Consider the following 17628-nt stretch of genomic DNA (forward strand, 5'->3'; position numbering starts at 1 on the left):
AACTATAGTTTTATCAATTACCCTTTGATAATTAGTTTAATTTTTGAATCCATCCCTTATACACCTTCTTACCGGCAGGTTTAGGAACGGTAAGTACAAAGTAGTAAGTACCATCGTTGAGGCCTGTACCATCCCAGTCGTTCTTATAATCAGAAGACTGATATACCATGTTACCCCAGCGGTTGTAAATCATGATAGCGGTATTAGGATACGCTGCCAGACCGAGGATCATGAACTTATCGTTCTTACCATCACCATTTGGCGTAATTACGTTAGGGATGAACAGATCATCTGCGCCGGAATTGGCAGTAACAGTAGCGGTGTTGTTGGTCATATCCGATTCTTCATCCGAACCACTAACCACTGCTGTATTTTCTACCGCACCACCAGCTATTACTTTGGCAGTAACCATCAGCGTTGCGCTGGCATTGCCTTCCATACCACCTATTGTCCAGGTAACACGTTTGGTAGCTGCATCGTACACCGCTGTACCAGTTTTGGTTTCCAGCACCACATCGTTACCACCCAGGTTGGCAGCCAGTATATCTGCTACTTCAACGTTGGAAGCCTTTTTGGTGCTCTTATTGGTTACCACTATTTCAAAGCTTACATTTTTACCTACTTCAATCTGATCGTGAGCAGTAACAATGCGCTTGGTAATAGCCAGGTCTACTTTACGTTTGGTTACCGTTACGGTAACAGTAGCCACATTGGTTTCGTTGCCATTGCTGTCTTTAACCGTATACGTAAATGTTACTGTGCCTTCAAAGCCATCTGTTGGTGTATAAGTAACCGTACCATCTGCATTTACTTTTACCGTTCCGGTAGTGGGTTGTGTTTTAATAACCACAGTTGCCGGGGCCAGTGTACCTGCCAGGGCCTTATCGTTATCCAGTATGTTAATAGTTACCGGCGTAGGCTCTTCGGTTGTAGCTGCATCATCTGTAGCTACCGGATCAGGATTAAGGGTAAGCGTTACAGAAGACTCGTTATTACCCGTGTTGTTGTCTTTTTCTGTAGCGGTAACGTTTGCTGTATTGACGTGGTTACCGGTGGCTTTGGCAATTACTACCATGGTAGCTGTTGCTTCTTTACCACTATCCAGCGAAGCTATTTTCCACAAACCTGCTACAGCATCAAACGTACCATTGTCTGCTTGTACACTTACAAAGGTGAAACCGCTTTGCAGCTTATCGGTTACTTCAATATTGGTTGCTTTAGAAGGACCGTTGTTGCGTGCTACCAGTGTAAAGGTTATCTGCTGATCTTTATTAAAGCCCAGGGAAGAAGCCCTTTTGGTAATCTGCATATCAGCTACCGGCACAGGGTCTACTGTTGCAGATGCAGTATCGTTTAACGGATTGCTGTCTTTCTGAGAGCCGCTCACCTTCACAAAGTTCTTATAATCGCCACCTGCGTTTACGCGTGCAGTAATAGACAGTTCGCCTGTTCTGCTGCTATCCAGTACCCCTACACTCCAGATACCGTTCTGGTACACACCTCTGTTAGCAGTGTGGCGTACATAGGTGTATCCGGTGGGCAATGGTTCGCTCACTACTACATTATTGGCAGTAGAAGGGCCATTGTTTACCACCTTAACAGTAAAGGTTACCTCGCTGCCCGCATCAGGTTTAATAGTAGAAACCTCTTTGGTTACAGCCAGATCGGTAACCGCTACCGGTGTGGTTTGTATGGTTTGGGTATTGTTGTTTCCGTCAGGGTCTTTTTCGTTACCGGTTACGGTAGCGGTGTTGCTATACTCACCTGACGCATTTACCCTTGCAGTAATCTTCAGGGTTGCAGTAGCGCCATTGGCCAGATTGCCAATATCCCATACGCCGGCGCCAGCATCATAAGTACCCACCGAAGCATCGCTGGATAGATAGCTATAACCATCTTTCAGCTTCTCGTTCACTTTTACCAGGGTAGCATCATTAATGCCTTTGTTGGTAACAGTGATAGTAAATATTACATTGGTACCTGCATCAGGGCTTGCATTATTCACCTCTTTTTTCAGTTCCAGATCTGCAATATCTACCGGTGTTGGGATAACGGTGCTGGTATTGTTGCCTCCTTCAGGGTCTTTTTCATCGCCCTTTACAGTAACGTTATTACTGTAATCGCCGGTGGAATTTACTGTTGCAGTTACCTTGAGTATAGCAGAGTCGTTTGCTACCAGAGAACCTGCATTCCATACACCTGAATTAGCATCATAGGTACCAGTACCTCTCTCCACGGTTGCGTTGGAGAATGCATAACCATTTTTCAGCATATCAGTTACTACTATATTGTTAGCAGTGCTGAGGCCTTTATTGGTTACCACTATGGTAAAGGTTACCAGGCTGCCTTTATCAGGCGTTTCATTGCTTACTCTTTTCACCACAGCCAGATCAGCTACCGGTACCGGGTTGGTAGTTTCTTCACCTGTGTTGTTTTTATCGTCAGGATCTTTTTCGTTACCGGTTACCGTAGCAGTATTAAGGTAAGTACCACTTGCTTTTACCGTTGCTTCTACCGTAAGGGTAGCAGTGGCATTGGCAGCCAGTGCACCTATGGTCCACACACCGGTATTTTTATCGTAGCTGCTGCCCGCCGGTACTACTGTTATAGTACTGGTCGCGTTATCATAACCATCAGGCAGTTTGTCTGTTACCGTAACGCCGCTAGCATTGCTTACTCCTTTGTTGGTAACAGTTACCGTAAAGGTTACTTTGCTGCCAACATCGGGTGTTTTGTTGCTTACAGATTTGGTTACCGCCAGGTCCGTTACCGGCACTGGTGTAACAGTAATAGTGCTGTCGTTATTATTGGTAACAGGGTCTTTTTCATTGCCTGTTACAGTAGCGGTGTTTACATAGTTACCGGAAGCGTTTACGGTAGCAGTTATCTGTAAAATGGCTGTAGCGCCATTGGCCAGGTTGCCCACTGTCCATAAACCGGCAACATCATCATAAGTGCCTGTTGTAGCCGTGTTAGATTTATAAGTATAACCGGTAGCCAGTTTTTCCTGCACTTCCACACCCGTAGCATCGTTAATGCCTTTGTTGGTAACGGTAATGGTAAATACCACATCTGTACCCGCATCAGGTGTTTTATTACTCACCTCTTTCTTCACCTTCAGATCGGTAATATTTACCGGTGTTGGGGTAATGGTGCTGGTATTATTGTTTCCGTCAGGGTCTTTTTCATCCCCTTTTACGGTAACCGTATTGCTGTAATCGCCGGTTGCATTTACCGTTGCAGTTATTTTCAGTTTGGCAGAATCGCCAGACACCAGTGAACCTGCATTCCATATGCCCGAATTTTCATCGTAAGTACCCGTTCCTCTCTCTACAGTTGCTGCAGAGAATGTATAACCACTTTTCAGCACATCCGTTACTGCTATATTGTTAGCAGTACTGAGGCCTTTATTGGTTACTACAATGGTAAAGGTTATTGCGCTGCCTTTATCCGGCGTATTATTATCTGCTCTCTTCTCAACAGCCAGATCTGCTACTGCTTCAGGAACAGTAGTTTTTTCTGCTTCGTTATTGCTGAGATCAGGATCGTTTTCATTTCCTGTAACAGAGGCCTTATTGTTATAATCTCCGGATGCTTTTACAGTAGCTTCTACTGTAAGTGTGGCAGTGGCGTTAGCGGCAAGGGTGCCGATAGTCCATTTACCGGTATTTTTATCGTAAGACTGACCAAGCGGCGCTGTAAACACACCATCTTCGTAACCACCAGGCAGTACATCGGTTACCACCACACCGGTAGCAGTGCTTGCACCTTTGTTGGTAACTGTTACTGTAAAGGTTACTTTGCTACCCACATCAGGCTTATCATTATCTACTGTTTTAGTAACAGCCAGATCTGCCTGCGGCGTTACCGTTGGTGCAGTAATAGAATCTTTGTTATTGGTATAATCGCTATCGAACTCTTTAGAGTAAGCGGTTGCTACGTTACCATAATCGTACGCAGTTCCGGTAGCTTTTACAGTTGCTTTAATGGTTAAAGTAGCTGAGGCATCTTTAGCCAGGGTACCCACCGACCATATGCCGGTTGTGGCATCATAGTTTGCCGGTGTGGCACTTACAAAGTCGTAGCCATTACGCAGGGTATCTCTTACTTCTACCAGTGTGGCAGAAGAAGGGCCGTTGTTGGTAACCTTCAGCGTAAAAGTAACCTCGCCACCTGCATACAAAGGCGTACCGGTAGCAATGCTTTTTTCCATTACCAGATCAACAGACTCCTGTGGAGTTACTACTACTACACTGGTATCGTTGCTGGTAACAGGGTCGTGCTCTGTTCTGGTAACAACCGCTCTGTTAATATAATCTTCAGTTGCAAATCCGCTGTTTACAGTTGCATCAATGTTTACATTAACTGACTGACCATTGGTTAATGTACCCACTGCCCAGGTAATAATATGGTTAGTGGCATTATAGTTAACACCGGAAGGTAACGGCGTAACAATAGTATACCCCTGCTTAAGCGTATCTGTTACCGTTACGTTGGTAGCAGTGCCTGGCCCTGCGTTGGCAGCAGTAAGGGTAAACTGTACCTGCTGGCCGGTATAAGGAGCAGCATTGCTAACTGCTTTAACTATTGATACGTTGGCAGCCGGTATAGGTGTTACGGTTACCGTGCTTTCATCATTAGCAGGATCTTCATCGTTAGGCAGCAGGCTTTTAGCAGTATTGGTATAGATACCGGTTGCGTTTACTACTGCTATTACGGTTAAAGTATCAGGTGTACCACCTGCACTCAGTGCAGGAATAAGCCATTCGCCGCTGGAAGCGGTATAAGTACCCGTAAACGGCGTTGCAGAAACCAGTCTGAATCCGCTCTGCAGCACATCTCTTACAATGAAGTTGGCTGCATTACCCGGGCCATTATTGCTAACTATGATTTTAAATGTTACGGTATCGCCAAAATACGGGCTGGTGGTGTTTACAGATTTAACAACGGCAATATCCGGCTTGCTTAATTCAAGGGGGGTTTTTGAATTGTCATCGAAAGGGTTGCCATTGCCATTGGCATCGCCAACCAAACCATTCACAGAAACGTCAAACACCTTTGTGGCATCAGCAGTTTCTGCATAAGCTGTAGCGCTGTTGCTGAATACATAGGCGTCTTTATTCTTCAACGTTACCGCTATGGTAATAGTGGCAGAGTCGCCTACAGCCAGTGTACTGGCACTTTCATCCAGCAAGGCAGCAGCAGTTGCTGCACCTGTGTAGCTGGCAGAAGCCGTTAGTGTACCGGATGCTGTTACCACAACATTGCTGTACACGGCAGGCAAAGGAAAAGTATTTGTAAGCGTATCTCTTACCTGCACTTTTACCAGGTTCAACTGACCATAGTTTTTCACTTTCAATGTATACGTTACCCGGTAAGTGCTATCCGTCAGTGCCACAGGCGCTGCAACCGATTTAGCCAAACCTATCATGGGAAAGTTAAACGTAACATCTGTATTGTTATCCAGGTCTTTATCGTCAATACTGGCCTTACCACTTACCGATGCCCCGTTTTTATAAGGGCCGTACTGCGCCTGTGCTGCTGCCGGCAACAGTGCCGCGAACAGAAAGGCAACCAGTAATGAGTATGTTATTTTCAGCATTTTCATTTGAAAAGGTATTCGGGTGATAGGTTACAGTTTAACGTTTACAACAAGGGTGATAGTTTCAGTACTACCGTGGTTTATCACTGCAGTAGCTGCATTCAGCAGGTTAATATCTGTTTCTCCGTCAAACGCAGCGTTTACTGAGGATGCCAGTGTGCCGGTAGCGGACAGAGATACTTTAGTGAATGTTTTAGGCAGCGGGAATGTGGTGCGCAGGTTATCGCTTACCTGTGCATTTTTAACGTTGGCCGTAGTGTTGGGGTTGGTAACCACAAACTTAAAGGTTACGTTATAGCTGCCATCTGCCTGCAACTCAGGTGTAGAAGCGGTTTTAACCACCTGTACGCTACAATCTTCCACGGTTAAAACAACCGGGCTTGTTTTAGGCGTACATACGCCATTAGAGGTAGTGAACAGGAAGTTGTAAACCCCTGCACCCAAACCGGTTACAGTAGCGCTGATATTATCAACAGGTGTAATTACCGGAGTGCTGGTGCCTGATACAAAACTCCATGCACCTGTACCATTGGTTACCGGTGAGGCAGCCTGTAATATTACCGGGCTGTACAAACAAACTGTTTTAGGCGCACCGGCGTTGGCATTGCTGGGATCGTTAAACACGTTCAGGCTTACGGTATCGGAGGTATGACAGCTTCCGTTTGTCAACGTCCACCGGAGCAGATAAGTTCCGTTAGATAAGTTATTAATATTAGTAGTAGCTACTGTTGCATTGGTAAAGTTGGCTACACCGGCACCTGTTGAAGAAGATACCACCGTCCACAAACCTGTTTCCAGCGCAACAGGTGCGTTACCATGTAACGGAGCAGAAGCACCGGAAGAAGTGTTACACAGTGCCTGTATGGTAGCGTTACCTACATTGGCATCTGCATCGGAAGCAGGCATAGAACTTACAGTTACGCTTACGTTATCCGATTTTTCGGTGCAGCTTCCGTTAGAGATGGTCCATTTAAACTCATATGTACCCTGAATAGTACCCAGTACACGGGTTTCAGGCGAATTAGGTGCATCAATCACCGGCGTGTTAGGACCACTTACCAGCGTCCAGGTACCGATACCTACCGCCGGAGTATTTCCTTTCAGCACCACATTGGCCGCACACACGTCTGTTTGGGTAGTACCGGCATCTGCATTGGAAGGCTCCAGATAAACAGATACACGTACCACATCAATATTATCAGCGCAGGCGCCGTTAGCTACCGTCCAGTTAAGCAGATAAACACCGTTAGCCAGGTTGCTGAGGGTAGCATTAGCTGCATGATCATTGGACAGGGCAGGACTGGAACCATTAGGTTGTACCGCATAAGACCAGGTACCTGTACCTTTGGTGGGCACTACTGCAGACAGGTTAACAGTACCTGTTGTAGCAGGCAGCAGAATACAATTGGTTTGGTCTGCACCTGCATCAGCCGTAGAAGGCAGTTCACTTACCGCTACGGTAGCCACATCAGTAGTTTGCGGGCAATTGGCAGTAGCAGGAATGGTATAAGTAAACTGATACGTGTTACCTGCCACCATGCCGGTAGCAATGGCGGTGTTAGAGGTATTATCTGTTACGGTAACACCCGTGCCTGAAGTCAGCGTCCATTTACCGGTACTACGTTCGTTACCTATCAGGTTGGCTGTAGATAAATTACAAAGCTTTACATCTTTAGTAACAGCCACCGCTTTACCGGTAACTTTCAATGTCATATCAGAAGTGCTGGTACAGTTACCTGAATTGGTAGTCGTCCATCTGATTACATAATCACCATATATAAGGCCAGATAAGCTGGCGTTGGGATCGGAGAAACTGGAGAAGGTAATATTACCTGGGCCTGTAATCTGCGACCATAAGCCGGTACCGGTTGTAACAGGAGTGGCATGTAAAGTAGCTGTTGCCGCATCACATATTTCCATATTACCGCCTGAGTTAGCATCGGTAGGCTTGCTGTATACATTCACTTTAACATCGCTGTAGTTTTCGGCACATACGCCGTTAGAAATAGTCCAACGGAAAGTATAACGGCCTTCACCCATATTGGTAATGGTAGTAACAGGATTGGAAGGATCAGTTATAACTACACCACCCGGTCCATCAAGCTGACTCCATTTACCGGTGCCGATGATAGCAGCGTTGGCAGCCATAGTAGCAGTACCTACACCACCTGCAGCACACACAGTTATTTCTGTACCTGCAACGGCGGTAGTGGCCGGATCTGAAACAGTAAAGGTTACTTTATCTATGCTGGGTGCACAACCGTTAGGGGTTGAAAGCGTCCAAACCAGTGTATAGGTACCATCGGTTACATTGGTAACCGTAGTATTATATTGCGTGGCATCGGTAAAAGAGATACCCGATGGGCCGGATTCTACCGTCCATGCGCCGGTTTCAATACCCGTAGGTTCGTTACCGCTGAGCACGAAAGAAGTGCTGCTGCCTGCCAGACACACATCGTTACCCGCCTGGGCCTGTTTAGGACCAACAGCGGCAGAAGTAGTGATAGACACTTCATCTTCTGTAAAGCTACAGGGGTTGGTAATAGTCCACTTAAATGTATAAGTAGTATTAGGGCTCATGCCTGAAATAGTGGCCTGAGGATCGTTAACATCGGAGAAAGTTACCCCTCCTGCGGAAGGGGTAACTACTGTCCAGGTACCGGATTCATTTAAAACGGGACTGTTTCCTTTTAAAGTATAGGGTGTGTTGCTACAAATTGTTTCGTCTACGCCTGCATAAGCAACAGTAGGTGTTGCCAGAGACACAAACACGGATACATCAGACTGCTGATCGGTACAGCCTACGTTACCCGTTATAATCCATCTGAATTTATATTCGCCACTGATTAAACCTGAAATCAGCGTAGTAGGATCTGTTTTATCGGCCATAGTAGCGGTATTGGGTCCGCTGATCTGCGACCAGGAACCTGTACCTACCGAAGGCACGTTACCTGCCAGGTTGGTTTCGGTTACGTTACAGGCCAGAATTTGTCTGGTACCTGCGTTAGATGCAGTAGGTGCTTTAGATGCGCGGATAAGTACATCAGCATAAGCATCAATACAACCGCCGGTGCCTGACTCGGTAGTACGCTTATAACGTAACCGGTAATCGCCGGTTACATCCATACCTTCTACCAGCATGTTTAAATTACCTACATCCCAGAAGTTACCAATACCGCCGTTGAGTATAAACGAACCTGCCGGAGCGCCAATAAGCGCCCATCTGGTTCTGGCAGCACTGCCACCACCATCTGCTGTAATAGGTACGATAGTAGAAGTAGCGCCACAGATAGCTGTAATTACAGGAGGCGTGGATATTTTAGCAGGATCCACAAAATTAATTTCGTACTGCCCCAGTGTAGCACAGTTGGTAACGGTATTCCTTATTTCATAGTTAAAAGAAACCGAATTACCTACCAGGCCTGTTACGGTAGCAGTAGGGGAATGAATATCGGTGATATTACCATCACCCCAGTTTTTTGTCCAGGTAAATACCTCATTTACATATTTGGGTTGAGGTGCCTGTACGATAGTGGTGTTGCGGCTATCACAAAAAATGTCTTTAATATTATAAGAGGCAGTTACTGATTGTGTTGGCGGAGGCACGGTTACGGTTACCTCATCAGACCCACTGAAGCAAGGGCCTACTACCGTCCAACGGAAAACATAGGTGCCTGTATACAAGTCGGAAATAAAACAGGTGTTGTTATGGATATTTTCGAAGGTAGGAACGGTGGGGCCGCTTACCAGGGTCCATGTACCAAACTGGCCATTTACCGGGTTACCGGTAATATCTCCACCATAACTGGCATCGTGCATGGTTACGGAGTGAGAAACGGAATAACAGTTATTCAAAACAATATCCGGACCTGCATTTACTGCCCGGCCACCAGAGTTGCGCACCACCAACTCATCTCTGCTTAAACAACCGTTGGTGTTGGTAATAGTCCAACGATAGGTAGATACCGCAGCAGGGGTATCTCTTATTTTTACCTGCGTGGCAGGAGCATTAAAATCGTAAATAGAATCTCTGGATAAACCAACAATAGACCATACACCGGTTTCGTTGGCACCGGGGCTGTTAGCATTCAGCTGTATGGTACCGGGGCAGGCATTAATATCTACGCCTGCATTGGCCGTACTGGCCACCAGTGTTTCGTACGTTACCTCATCATAAATAACAGCACCATCTGTACAGGTAGCTGTTAACCGGAACTTATAGGTATTGCCGGGGGCGTAGCCGGTAACTTTTGTGGTAAGGCTGTTGGGGTTTACAATGGTAACAGCGGGACCGCTTACCTGCTTCCATACGCCTGTTTTTTTAATAAGGCCGCTGGAAGTACCTTTTAAAATAAATTCGTCGAAAGGACACAATCTTGTAGGTACACCTGCGTTAATAGTACAGTTTTGCGCAAAGGCAGCACTGTATGCAGCTGTTAACAAACATAAGATGATGATACGTAGATGTGTTCTCATATTTACTTCCTGTCTGGTTTGTTTTAATTAAGAGGTTAACCGTTGCCGGACCCGGATAATTCTGAACTATTTGTTAAATTACCCAGCATACAAAAGTATACGGACGCAAAACGAAGCGTTGTAGAATAGCACGGGAAACGATGTAGAGGGAAGGGAACTTTTTTTGTAGTACTGGTACTACAAAAAAAGGCATTCCATGTGCGGAATGCCCTTTTTATACGGTGTATACGATTATTATTATACCGGCAAAAGCGATGCCACGAAGCCCGCTTTTTGTATTGCTTCTACTACAGCGGCACTGCTTATCTCCTCTCCCAGTACCGTAATCCGTTTGTCGGGTGTACCGGTTTCTACTTTCCAGTTACCCTCTCCCGCTACTGCATTTAAGTAAGGAGTCACTTTTTCTATACAACCACCACATTTAACATTGCTGCTGAATAATAACGCTTTCATATGTTTACTTTTTAAGTTTAGAAACCAGTGCGGGTATTACGCAAGCTGTTTAATACCACACTTACCGAGCTTAGCGCCATGGCTGCGCCCGCTATCATGGGATTGAGCAGAAAGCCGTTGACAGGATATAACACCCCGGCCGCTACAGGAATACCTATTACATTATATATAAAGGCCCAGAGAAGATTTTGCCGGATGGTGCGGCTGGTACGGGCAGATAAACGGATGGCCATAGGTATACGGGTAAGATCGGATGACACGATAGTGATACCGGCAACTTCCATGGAAATATCGCTTCCCTTGCCCATGGCAATGCTTACATGGGCAGCAGCCAGTGCAGCACTATCGTTAATACCATCCCCCGCCATAGCCACTACCCTGCCCTGCTGCTTCAGTTGCTGCACAAAAGCTGCTTTTTCGCCCGGCATTACGCCTGCCTTGTAGTGGGTAATGCCCGTTTGGTTTGCCACTGCTTGCGCGGTAGCCGCATTATCGCCGGTGAGCATATATACTTCTATGCCCTGCTGCTGTAACTGTGCTACTGCTTTTGCAGAGCCGGGTTTAACCTCATCGGCAATGGCTATTACTGCCAGGGCATGGGTAGCGCCGGCAAAATAGATAACTGTTTGTGCAAGTGCCTGCCATTCGGTTGCTTTGGTGGCTATGGCTTCGGGCACTGCTATATGGTATTGCTGTAACAATTCTGTATTGCCCGCATACCATTGTTTGCCTGCAACAATGGCACACACTCCCCTGCCGGGAAAACTTTGAAACTGTTGCACAGGCAGGGGAGCCGGTTGCGCAGCCCAGGTGGCTACTGCTTCTGCCAGCGGATGCTCAGATTGTTGCTCCAGCGCATACAACACCGGTAACCATTCTTTATCTTTTTCACTGGCCCACCAGCTGTTGGTTACCACCGGCCTGCCCTGTGTAAGCGTACCTGTTTTGTCCAGCACCACGGCATTTATACCGGCAGCCAGTTGCAGGCTTTCTGCATCTTTTATTAAAATACCTGCCTGCGCTGCCCTGCCTACGCCTGCAATAATAGCGGTAGGCGTAGCCAGCCCCAACGCACAGGGGCAGGCAATTATCAGCACGGTTACCGTAGCCAGCAAGCCCTGTGTAACTGCATTGTCAACACCAGAAAGCACCCACACCATGCCACTCAGCACTGCCAGCCCCATAACCACAGGCACAAATACGCCTGCTATTTTATCTACCAGTTTTTGCACCGGCGCCTTGCTGCCCTGCGCGTGTTGTACCAACGCTATAATGTGTGCAAGCACAGTACCGGCGCCTGCCTGTTCTGTAGTTACCTGTAAACTGCCTTTCTGGTTAAGTGTACCTGCAAAAACACTGTCACCTTCTTTTTTGGCCACCGCTGCCGGCTCGCCTGTAAGCATACTTTCATCTACATAAGAGCCGCCTGAAAACACCTTACCATCAATAGCTATTTTTTCACCCGGCTTTACCAGTATCTGCTGTCCGGGCTGCAGGCTTTCTATGGGTACCTGCCGGTGTGCCCCATCGGGCATAACCAGCGTTACCTGTTTAGGCTGCAGGCTCATCAGTTTGCGTATAGCGGCTGTGGCATTTCCTTTGGCTTTTTCTTCCAGCAGCTTACCCAGCAGAATAAAGGCTATGATAACACCTGCTGCCTCAAAATAAGTATGGGCATGCTGGCCTCTGCTATGCCAGAACGCCGGAAACAACGTGTTAAACACACTGAACACATAGGCCACGCCTGTACTTACTGCCACCAGCGTATCCATATTGGCCCGCCAGTGCCTGGCCTGATTAAGGGCATTTTTAAAAAACTGCCCGCCGCCCATTATTATTACCGGCGTAGCCAGTGCCCACGTAATATAACCGCCATAAGGCATGTTCATAAAAAACATCCCTATTACTATAAGCGGTACCGCCAGCACTACCGATAAAATGGTTTTGCGTTGTAATTGCCTGTATTTAATAAGATGTAATACTTCCGGTGGTGTTTGTTGCGCCTGCTCAGGCACAAGCACATCGTATCCGATGCCTTGTATAACCTGTTTCAGTTGCAGGCCGTTGGTAATAGCCGTATCGTAAGTTATCTGCACGGTGGCAGCCGCATAATTAACGGCAGCGGCTGATACACCCGGCTGGGCCCTGAGCATACTTTCTACACTTACTGCGCAGGATGCACAGCTCATATCCAGTACCGGCCATGTTTGTTGGGTGATTGACATTTGCGTTGTTGTTTACAACACAAAGTTGACACAACTGCCCCGCGCCGTTGTTACAGATTCCACGGTATCCGTTACATAATTTTCCTATACTTTATCCAGCGGATTACGCTTGTTGTTGCCAACGCTTTTATAATGAGAAGGTGTAAGACCGGTTACCTGTTTAAACTGACTGCTTAAATGTGCCACGCTGCTGTAGCCCAGCTGGCCGGCAATTTCAGAAAGGGTATATTCATCGTACACCAGCAGTTCTTTTACGCGTTCTATTTTCTGGCGGATGAAGTATTTTTCAATAGTAATACCCTCCACTTCTGAAAAAAGGGCGCTGAGGTAATTGTAATCGTAATGCAGTTCGGCAGCTATAATAGTGGAAAGGTTGGCAGATGGCTTTTCATCAGAACGATGTACCAGCCCTATAATGATGTTTTTGATTTTCTCCATCATCCGGCTTTTCCGGTCATCCATAATTTCAAAGCCCAAAGCCTTTAAATCAGTTTCCAGTTGCTGAAGCTGTTGCGGTGCTGGTGCCTGTGGTAATTCAATCTCGCCCAGTGTTACCTGAACAGGTGTAAGATTGTTTTTCTGCAACTGGTCTTTTACTACCATAATGCACCGGTCGCAAACCATGTTTTTTACAAAAAGCTTCATAACTTACTGCTTGTGAAGTGTAAAATTAGCAGAGAAGCGGATTGGAGTATGCAATGGCAGCGGGCAGAATTTTGTTAACAAGGTTTTCACGTTTATACATTATCTTCGCCTTCACCAAAAAATGAAGGCCATTCTGTAGAAACAGACGGCCTCTAACGATTGCTTGCCATATGAAAAATCTTCAAAAATATTTTTGTATCGTGAGTAGCAATGTTTGCTGCTTTTGGCCTCTTCGATTGCTTCTTTGACGATTGCTTGCTGTATGTTTTATTTTGATAATGTAAAGGTATACTGCATTACAGCACCAAAAAACACAACTTATGAGTCATTTAACCATGTCAAAAACGTGAAAAAAAACACAAAACGCAGTCTGGCGCTGCGTTACAGGAGAAAATAATTATGACGCCCAACCGGTTTACAGATGCACTTTTTCAACTGGTGATGTCCCTGGAAAAGTCTGAAAAAAGGCATTTTAAGCTATATATTAAGAGAAGCTCGGCTAAAGAGGATCTGAAGATTGTACAGTTGTTTGATGTTCTGGATAAATTACCCGAATACGATGAGAAGCTGTTACTGAAAAAACTGCCTTCCATTCAAAAACCCCAGCTGGCCAACTTAAAAACCCACCTGTATAAGCAGCTGCTGGCAAGTTTACGGCTGCTGAAAACTACCGATAATATTGATTTACAATTGAGCGAGCAGCTGGATTATGCCCGTGTATTATATAATAAAGGCCTGAAACTACAGGGCTTAAAAATTCTGGAAAAGGCCAAGGAAATGGCCAAAGCCAATCATAAATACAATTTTCTGGCCCAGGTAATATCGCTGGAGAAGAAAATTGAAACCCTGCATATTACCCGCAGCTCGCAGGAGAGAACCGAAGTATTAACCCAGGAAGCGCTGGAAATAAGCGGCCATATTGACCGTGTAGTAAAGCTGAGCAACCTGGCCCTGCTGCTGTACCGCTGGTATATTAAAAACGGGCACGCCCGTAACGAGCAGGATGAACTGGCTATTAAAGCCTTTTTTAAAGAAAACCTGCCGGCAGATATTACCACCTATTCTGACTTTTATGTGAAGTTATATTTGTACCAGAGCCATAACTGGTACGCGTTTATACGGCAGGACTTTTTAATGTACTACCGGTACAGTAAAAAGTGGATTGACCTGTTTAACGACCAGCCTGAAATGATTGGCGTGGAAACAGGGCACTATGTAAAAGGCATGCACAACCTGCTGAATGCCCATTTTGACTTGCGTAACTTTAAAGAGTTTCAGCATACGCTGAAGCAGTTTGAGCATTTTGCAGAAACACATGAAGCCAATACACACGACAACTTCCGCATTCACACTTTTATATACATACATGGTGCTAAGGTAAACTGGCACCTGATGACGGGTACTTTTAAAGAAGGCCTGGGCATGATTCCGGATATGGAAGTAAAGATGAATGAGTATGCCCTGTATATTGACAACCACCGTATGCTGGTGTTCAATTACAAAATAGCTACCATGTATTTTGGCAGTGGCGACTACAATACTGCCATTGACTACCTGCAGAAGATTATGAATGGTAATGCCGACCTGCGTATTGACCTGCAGTGTTACGCACGCCTGCTGCATATGATGGCGCATTACGAGCTGGGTAATTTTGAGATTATGGAATCGCTGATTAAATCGGTATACCGTTACATGGCCAAAATGGAGAATGTAACTGTAGTAGAAGAGGAGATGTTCCGCTTTTTACGCCGCTCCTTCAACATCTCACCACGGGCGTTACAGCCTGAGCTGGAAAGCCTGCTGGAAAAGATTAAGAAGTTTGAGAAAAGCATGTTTGCCACCCGTTCTTTTGCCTACCTGGATATTATTTCGTGGATAGAAAGCAAGGTGCAGAAGAAAACCATGGGCGAAGTGATTTACAACAAATACCTGTTAAGCCGCCATAAGGGCAAAGCTTAGCTTTCTACCGCCTTTCCCCCACCTACCGCATTATATTTCATGGGCTGCTGTTACTTAACAGCAGCCCATGTTTTTGGGTAAAACCTTTTCCGGGTTTTACCGCTTAGCCAGTTTTTTTTATTTTACACCGTCAGCCTGAACATAGCCCCTTCCGCATATGTGGCTGCCTGTTCTGTACATCCAACAGAATTTCAACATTGCTGCTATAGACCAAAACAGTATTTATGACAAAAAAGAATTTTCTCTTTTGGCTGGTATTGCTTTGTCTGTTGCCGGGGGGCCTTACTGCAAAGGACTTTCAGCACACAGGCAGTGGTATGCTGGTGGAAGACACCGCTACAATAAACCGTATGCTGGAACGGGCTTATTTATTACGGGAACGTAATACAGACAGCGCTTTGTATTTAAACAATCTGGCGCTTGCCAGTGCCCGGCAGCTGCACTACGATGCAGGCATTTGTGACGCCTGGCTGGGCCTGAGCCGCACCCATGCTATTCTTAACCAGAACGAGCTGTCTATTGCAGACACCCGCAACGCACTGCGTTATTGTACCCACCCACAGAAGAAATATGAGCAGGAAGCCAATGCCTACCTGTCGCTGGCATTTGTATACTACTACGAAGGCCGTTACGACTCCTGCGCCTGGTACCGGTATAAGGCATTAAACCTGGTAGAAACCGGTAGTATTAAAAACCTGCAGGTACAACTTACTGCCTACTCCAGCGTACTGCAGTTCTGGATTACGGTACATAGCGATATACGCAATGATGCTTATATCCAGAACATTATGCGGCACATTAATGATATTGAAAAAACTGCCATTGCCACAGGCGACAGTGCCAGCTTAGCAGAAGTATATTTCAGAAAAGCCAGCTATTACGGTAGCTGTGGACAAGGTGATTCTCTGCGCTATTACAGCAATCTTACTATAGACATGGCCCAACGTCTGAAATCTACCCCTTCTGTAACCATAGCCAGCCTGCTGAATAGCGGTGAAAGTTACCTGGACGAAAACCGGCCCGAAGAGGCACTGGCATTTTTTCGCAGAGCCATTGCAGAAGTACCGGAAAAGAACAAAGAACAGAACCGCTTTTATCTGTATGCGCTTTTTGACATAGGGGATGCCTATTTTCAGCAAAAGAAATACACCCTGGCTATAGAAACCCTGGAGCGTGCATTGCAGCAGGCGCAGCAGCTGGGGCATTTACTGGCAACCGATTTCCCCAACCACACACTGGCCCTGGCCTATAACGCTACGGGTAATTATGCAAAATCGGCCTGGCACTGGAGCGTATACTCAGGCATGCGCGATAGCATGACGCGGGAGAAGAAAATGGAACTGGTGTATAACGTGGAAATGAAATACCGGCTGGCAGATAAGGAAAGAGAGCTGGCACAGAAAGAGCTGTCGATAGCCATTAATGAAAACAAGATCAAAATCAGGAATATCTGGATAGGCATTATTCTCACTTTTACCACGCTGATAATAGTATTGGGTTTGCTGTTCTTCCGCAATAACAAAAACAAGCAGAAACTACAATCGGAGAAAATAAGAAACCTGCATCAGGAACTGGCCATCGGTAACCTGCAGGCAATGATTGCAGGCGAGGAAAAAGAACGCAGTCGTATTGCCCGCGACCTGCACGATGGCATGGGAGGCACACTGGCTGTAATACGCACACGTTTGAGCAACGTGTTCAGAAAAGTGGAAACAGACAACGTGCAGGCGCAAACGGATATGACAGACATTCTGCTGTTACTGGAAGAGGCATCGGCCGAGTTAAGGAAAACCGCACACAACCTGATGCCGGAGATATTATTACGTGAAGGGCTAACCAACGCTACCCTCCTTTTTTGCGAGCGTATACGCAAAGGGTATATGCTGGAAATTACCACAGAAATATGGGGTGAGCAACGGAGACTACCGGACGATCTGGAGCTGATAGCTTACCGTATTATACAGGAACTGATACACAATATTCAGAAACATGCACGCGCCACCCAGGCATTGGTGCAGATAGTATACCACACATCCGTAATGTCTGTTACAGTGGAAGATAACGGCACGGGCATTCATGAAAACAATACCGGGCAAAATGAGGGTACCGGCTTAAAGAACATACGGGAAAGAGTAACCTCGCTACATGGCGTAATGGATATATCGGCTACCGCAGGTAAAGGCACCAGTATTTACATAGAATTGCCGTTGGATGATACCGGTGTATAAACAAAAAGCCGTAAAAGCAGCGGGCTGCTTTTACGGCTTC

7 protein-coding genes are annotated in these 17628 nt (G+C 46.1%); 2 read left to right on the plus strand and 5 right to left on the minus strand.

Features of this window, described 5'->3' with window-relative positions; genetic code table 11:
• Positions 1-31: 31 nt before the first annotated feature.
• The 5 genes from IEY13_RS19385 to IEY13_RS19405 form a co-directional block, all read right to left on the minus strand.
• Positions 32-5608 (minus strand): T9SS type B sorting domain-containing protein, encoded by a 5577-nt coding sequence (locus IEY13_RS19385; protein ID WP_188955297.1) that lies wholly within the window; start codon positions 5606-5608, stop codon positions 32-34.
• Between the two features lie 24 nt (positions 5609-5632).
• On the minus strand, positions 5633-10078 hold the full coding sequence (locus IEY13_RS19390; RefSeq protein WP_188955299.1) for a PKD domain-containing protein: 4446 nt from the start codon (positions 10076-10078) through the stop codon (positions 5633-5635).
• A 237-nt stretch (positions 10079-10315) separates the two neighbouring features.
• Positions 10316-10531 carry a heavy-metal-associated domain-containing protein gene (locus IEY13_RS19395; RefSeq protein ID WP_188955301.1) on the minus strand — a complete coding sequence of 72 codons (216 nt, stop codon included), beginning with the start codon at positions 10529-10531 and terminating at the stop codon, positions 10316-10318.
• A gap of 17 nt (positions 10532-10548) precedes the next feature.
• Positions 10549-12756 carry a heavy metal translocating P-type ATPase gene (locus IEY13_RS19400; RefSeq protein ID WP_188955303.1) on the minus strand — a complete coding sequence of 736 codons (2208 nt, stop codon included), beginning with the start codon at positions 12754-12756 and terminating at the stop codon, positions 10549-10551.
• Between the two features lie 84 nt (positions 12757-12840).
• Positions 12841-13401, minus strand: coding sequence for a helix-turn-helix domain-containing protein (locus tag IEY13_RS19405; RefSeq protein ID WP_188955305.1), 561 nt, complete (start codon positions 13399-13401; stop codon positions 12841-12843).
• A gap of 399 nt (positions 13402-13800) precedes the next feature.
• On the opposite strand from IEY13_RS19405, the gene IEY13_RS19410 reads away from it, so the two are divergent.
• Both IEY13_RS19410 and IEY13_RS19415 read left to right on the plus strand, forming a co-directional pair.
• The gene (locus tag IEY13_RS19410) at positions 13801-15360 is read left to right on the plus strand and encodes a hypothetical protein (RefSeq protein WP_188955307.1); all 1560 of its coding nucleotides are present in this window, start codon (positions 13801-13803) and stop codon (positions 15358-15360) included.
• Positions 15361-15584: 224 nt separating this feature from the next.
• Positions 15585-17588, plus strand: a complete 2004-nt coding sequence (locus IEY13_RS19415) for an ATP-binding protein (protein ID WP_188955309.1) — start codon at positions 15585-15587, stop codon at positions 17586-17588.
• Positions 17589-17628: the final 40 nt, after the last annotated feature.

It is taken from the genome of Filimonas zeae (genome assembly GCF_014641615.1).
Lineage (GTDB): Bacteria > Bacteroidota > Bacteroidia > Chitinophagales > Chitinophagaceae > Filimonas > Filimonas zeae.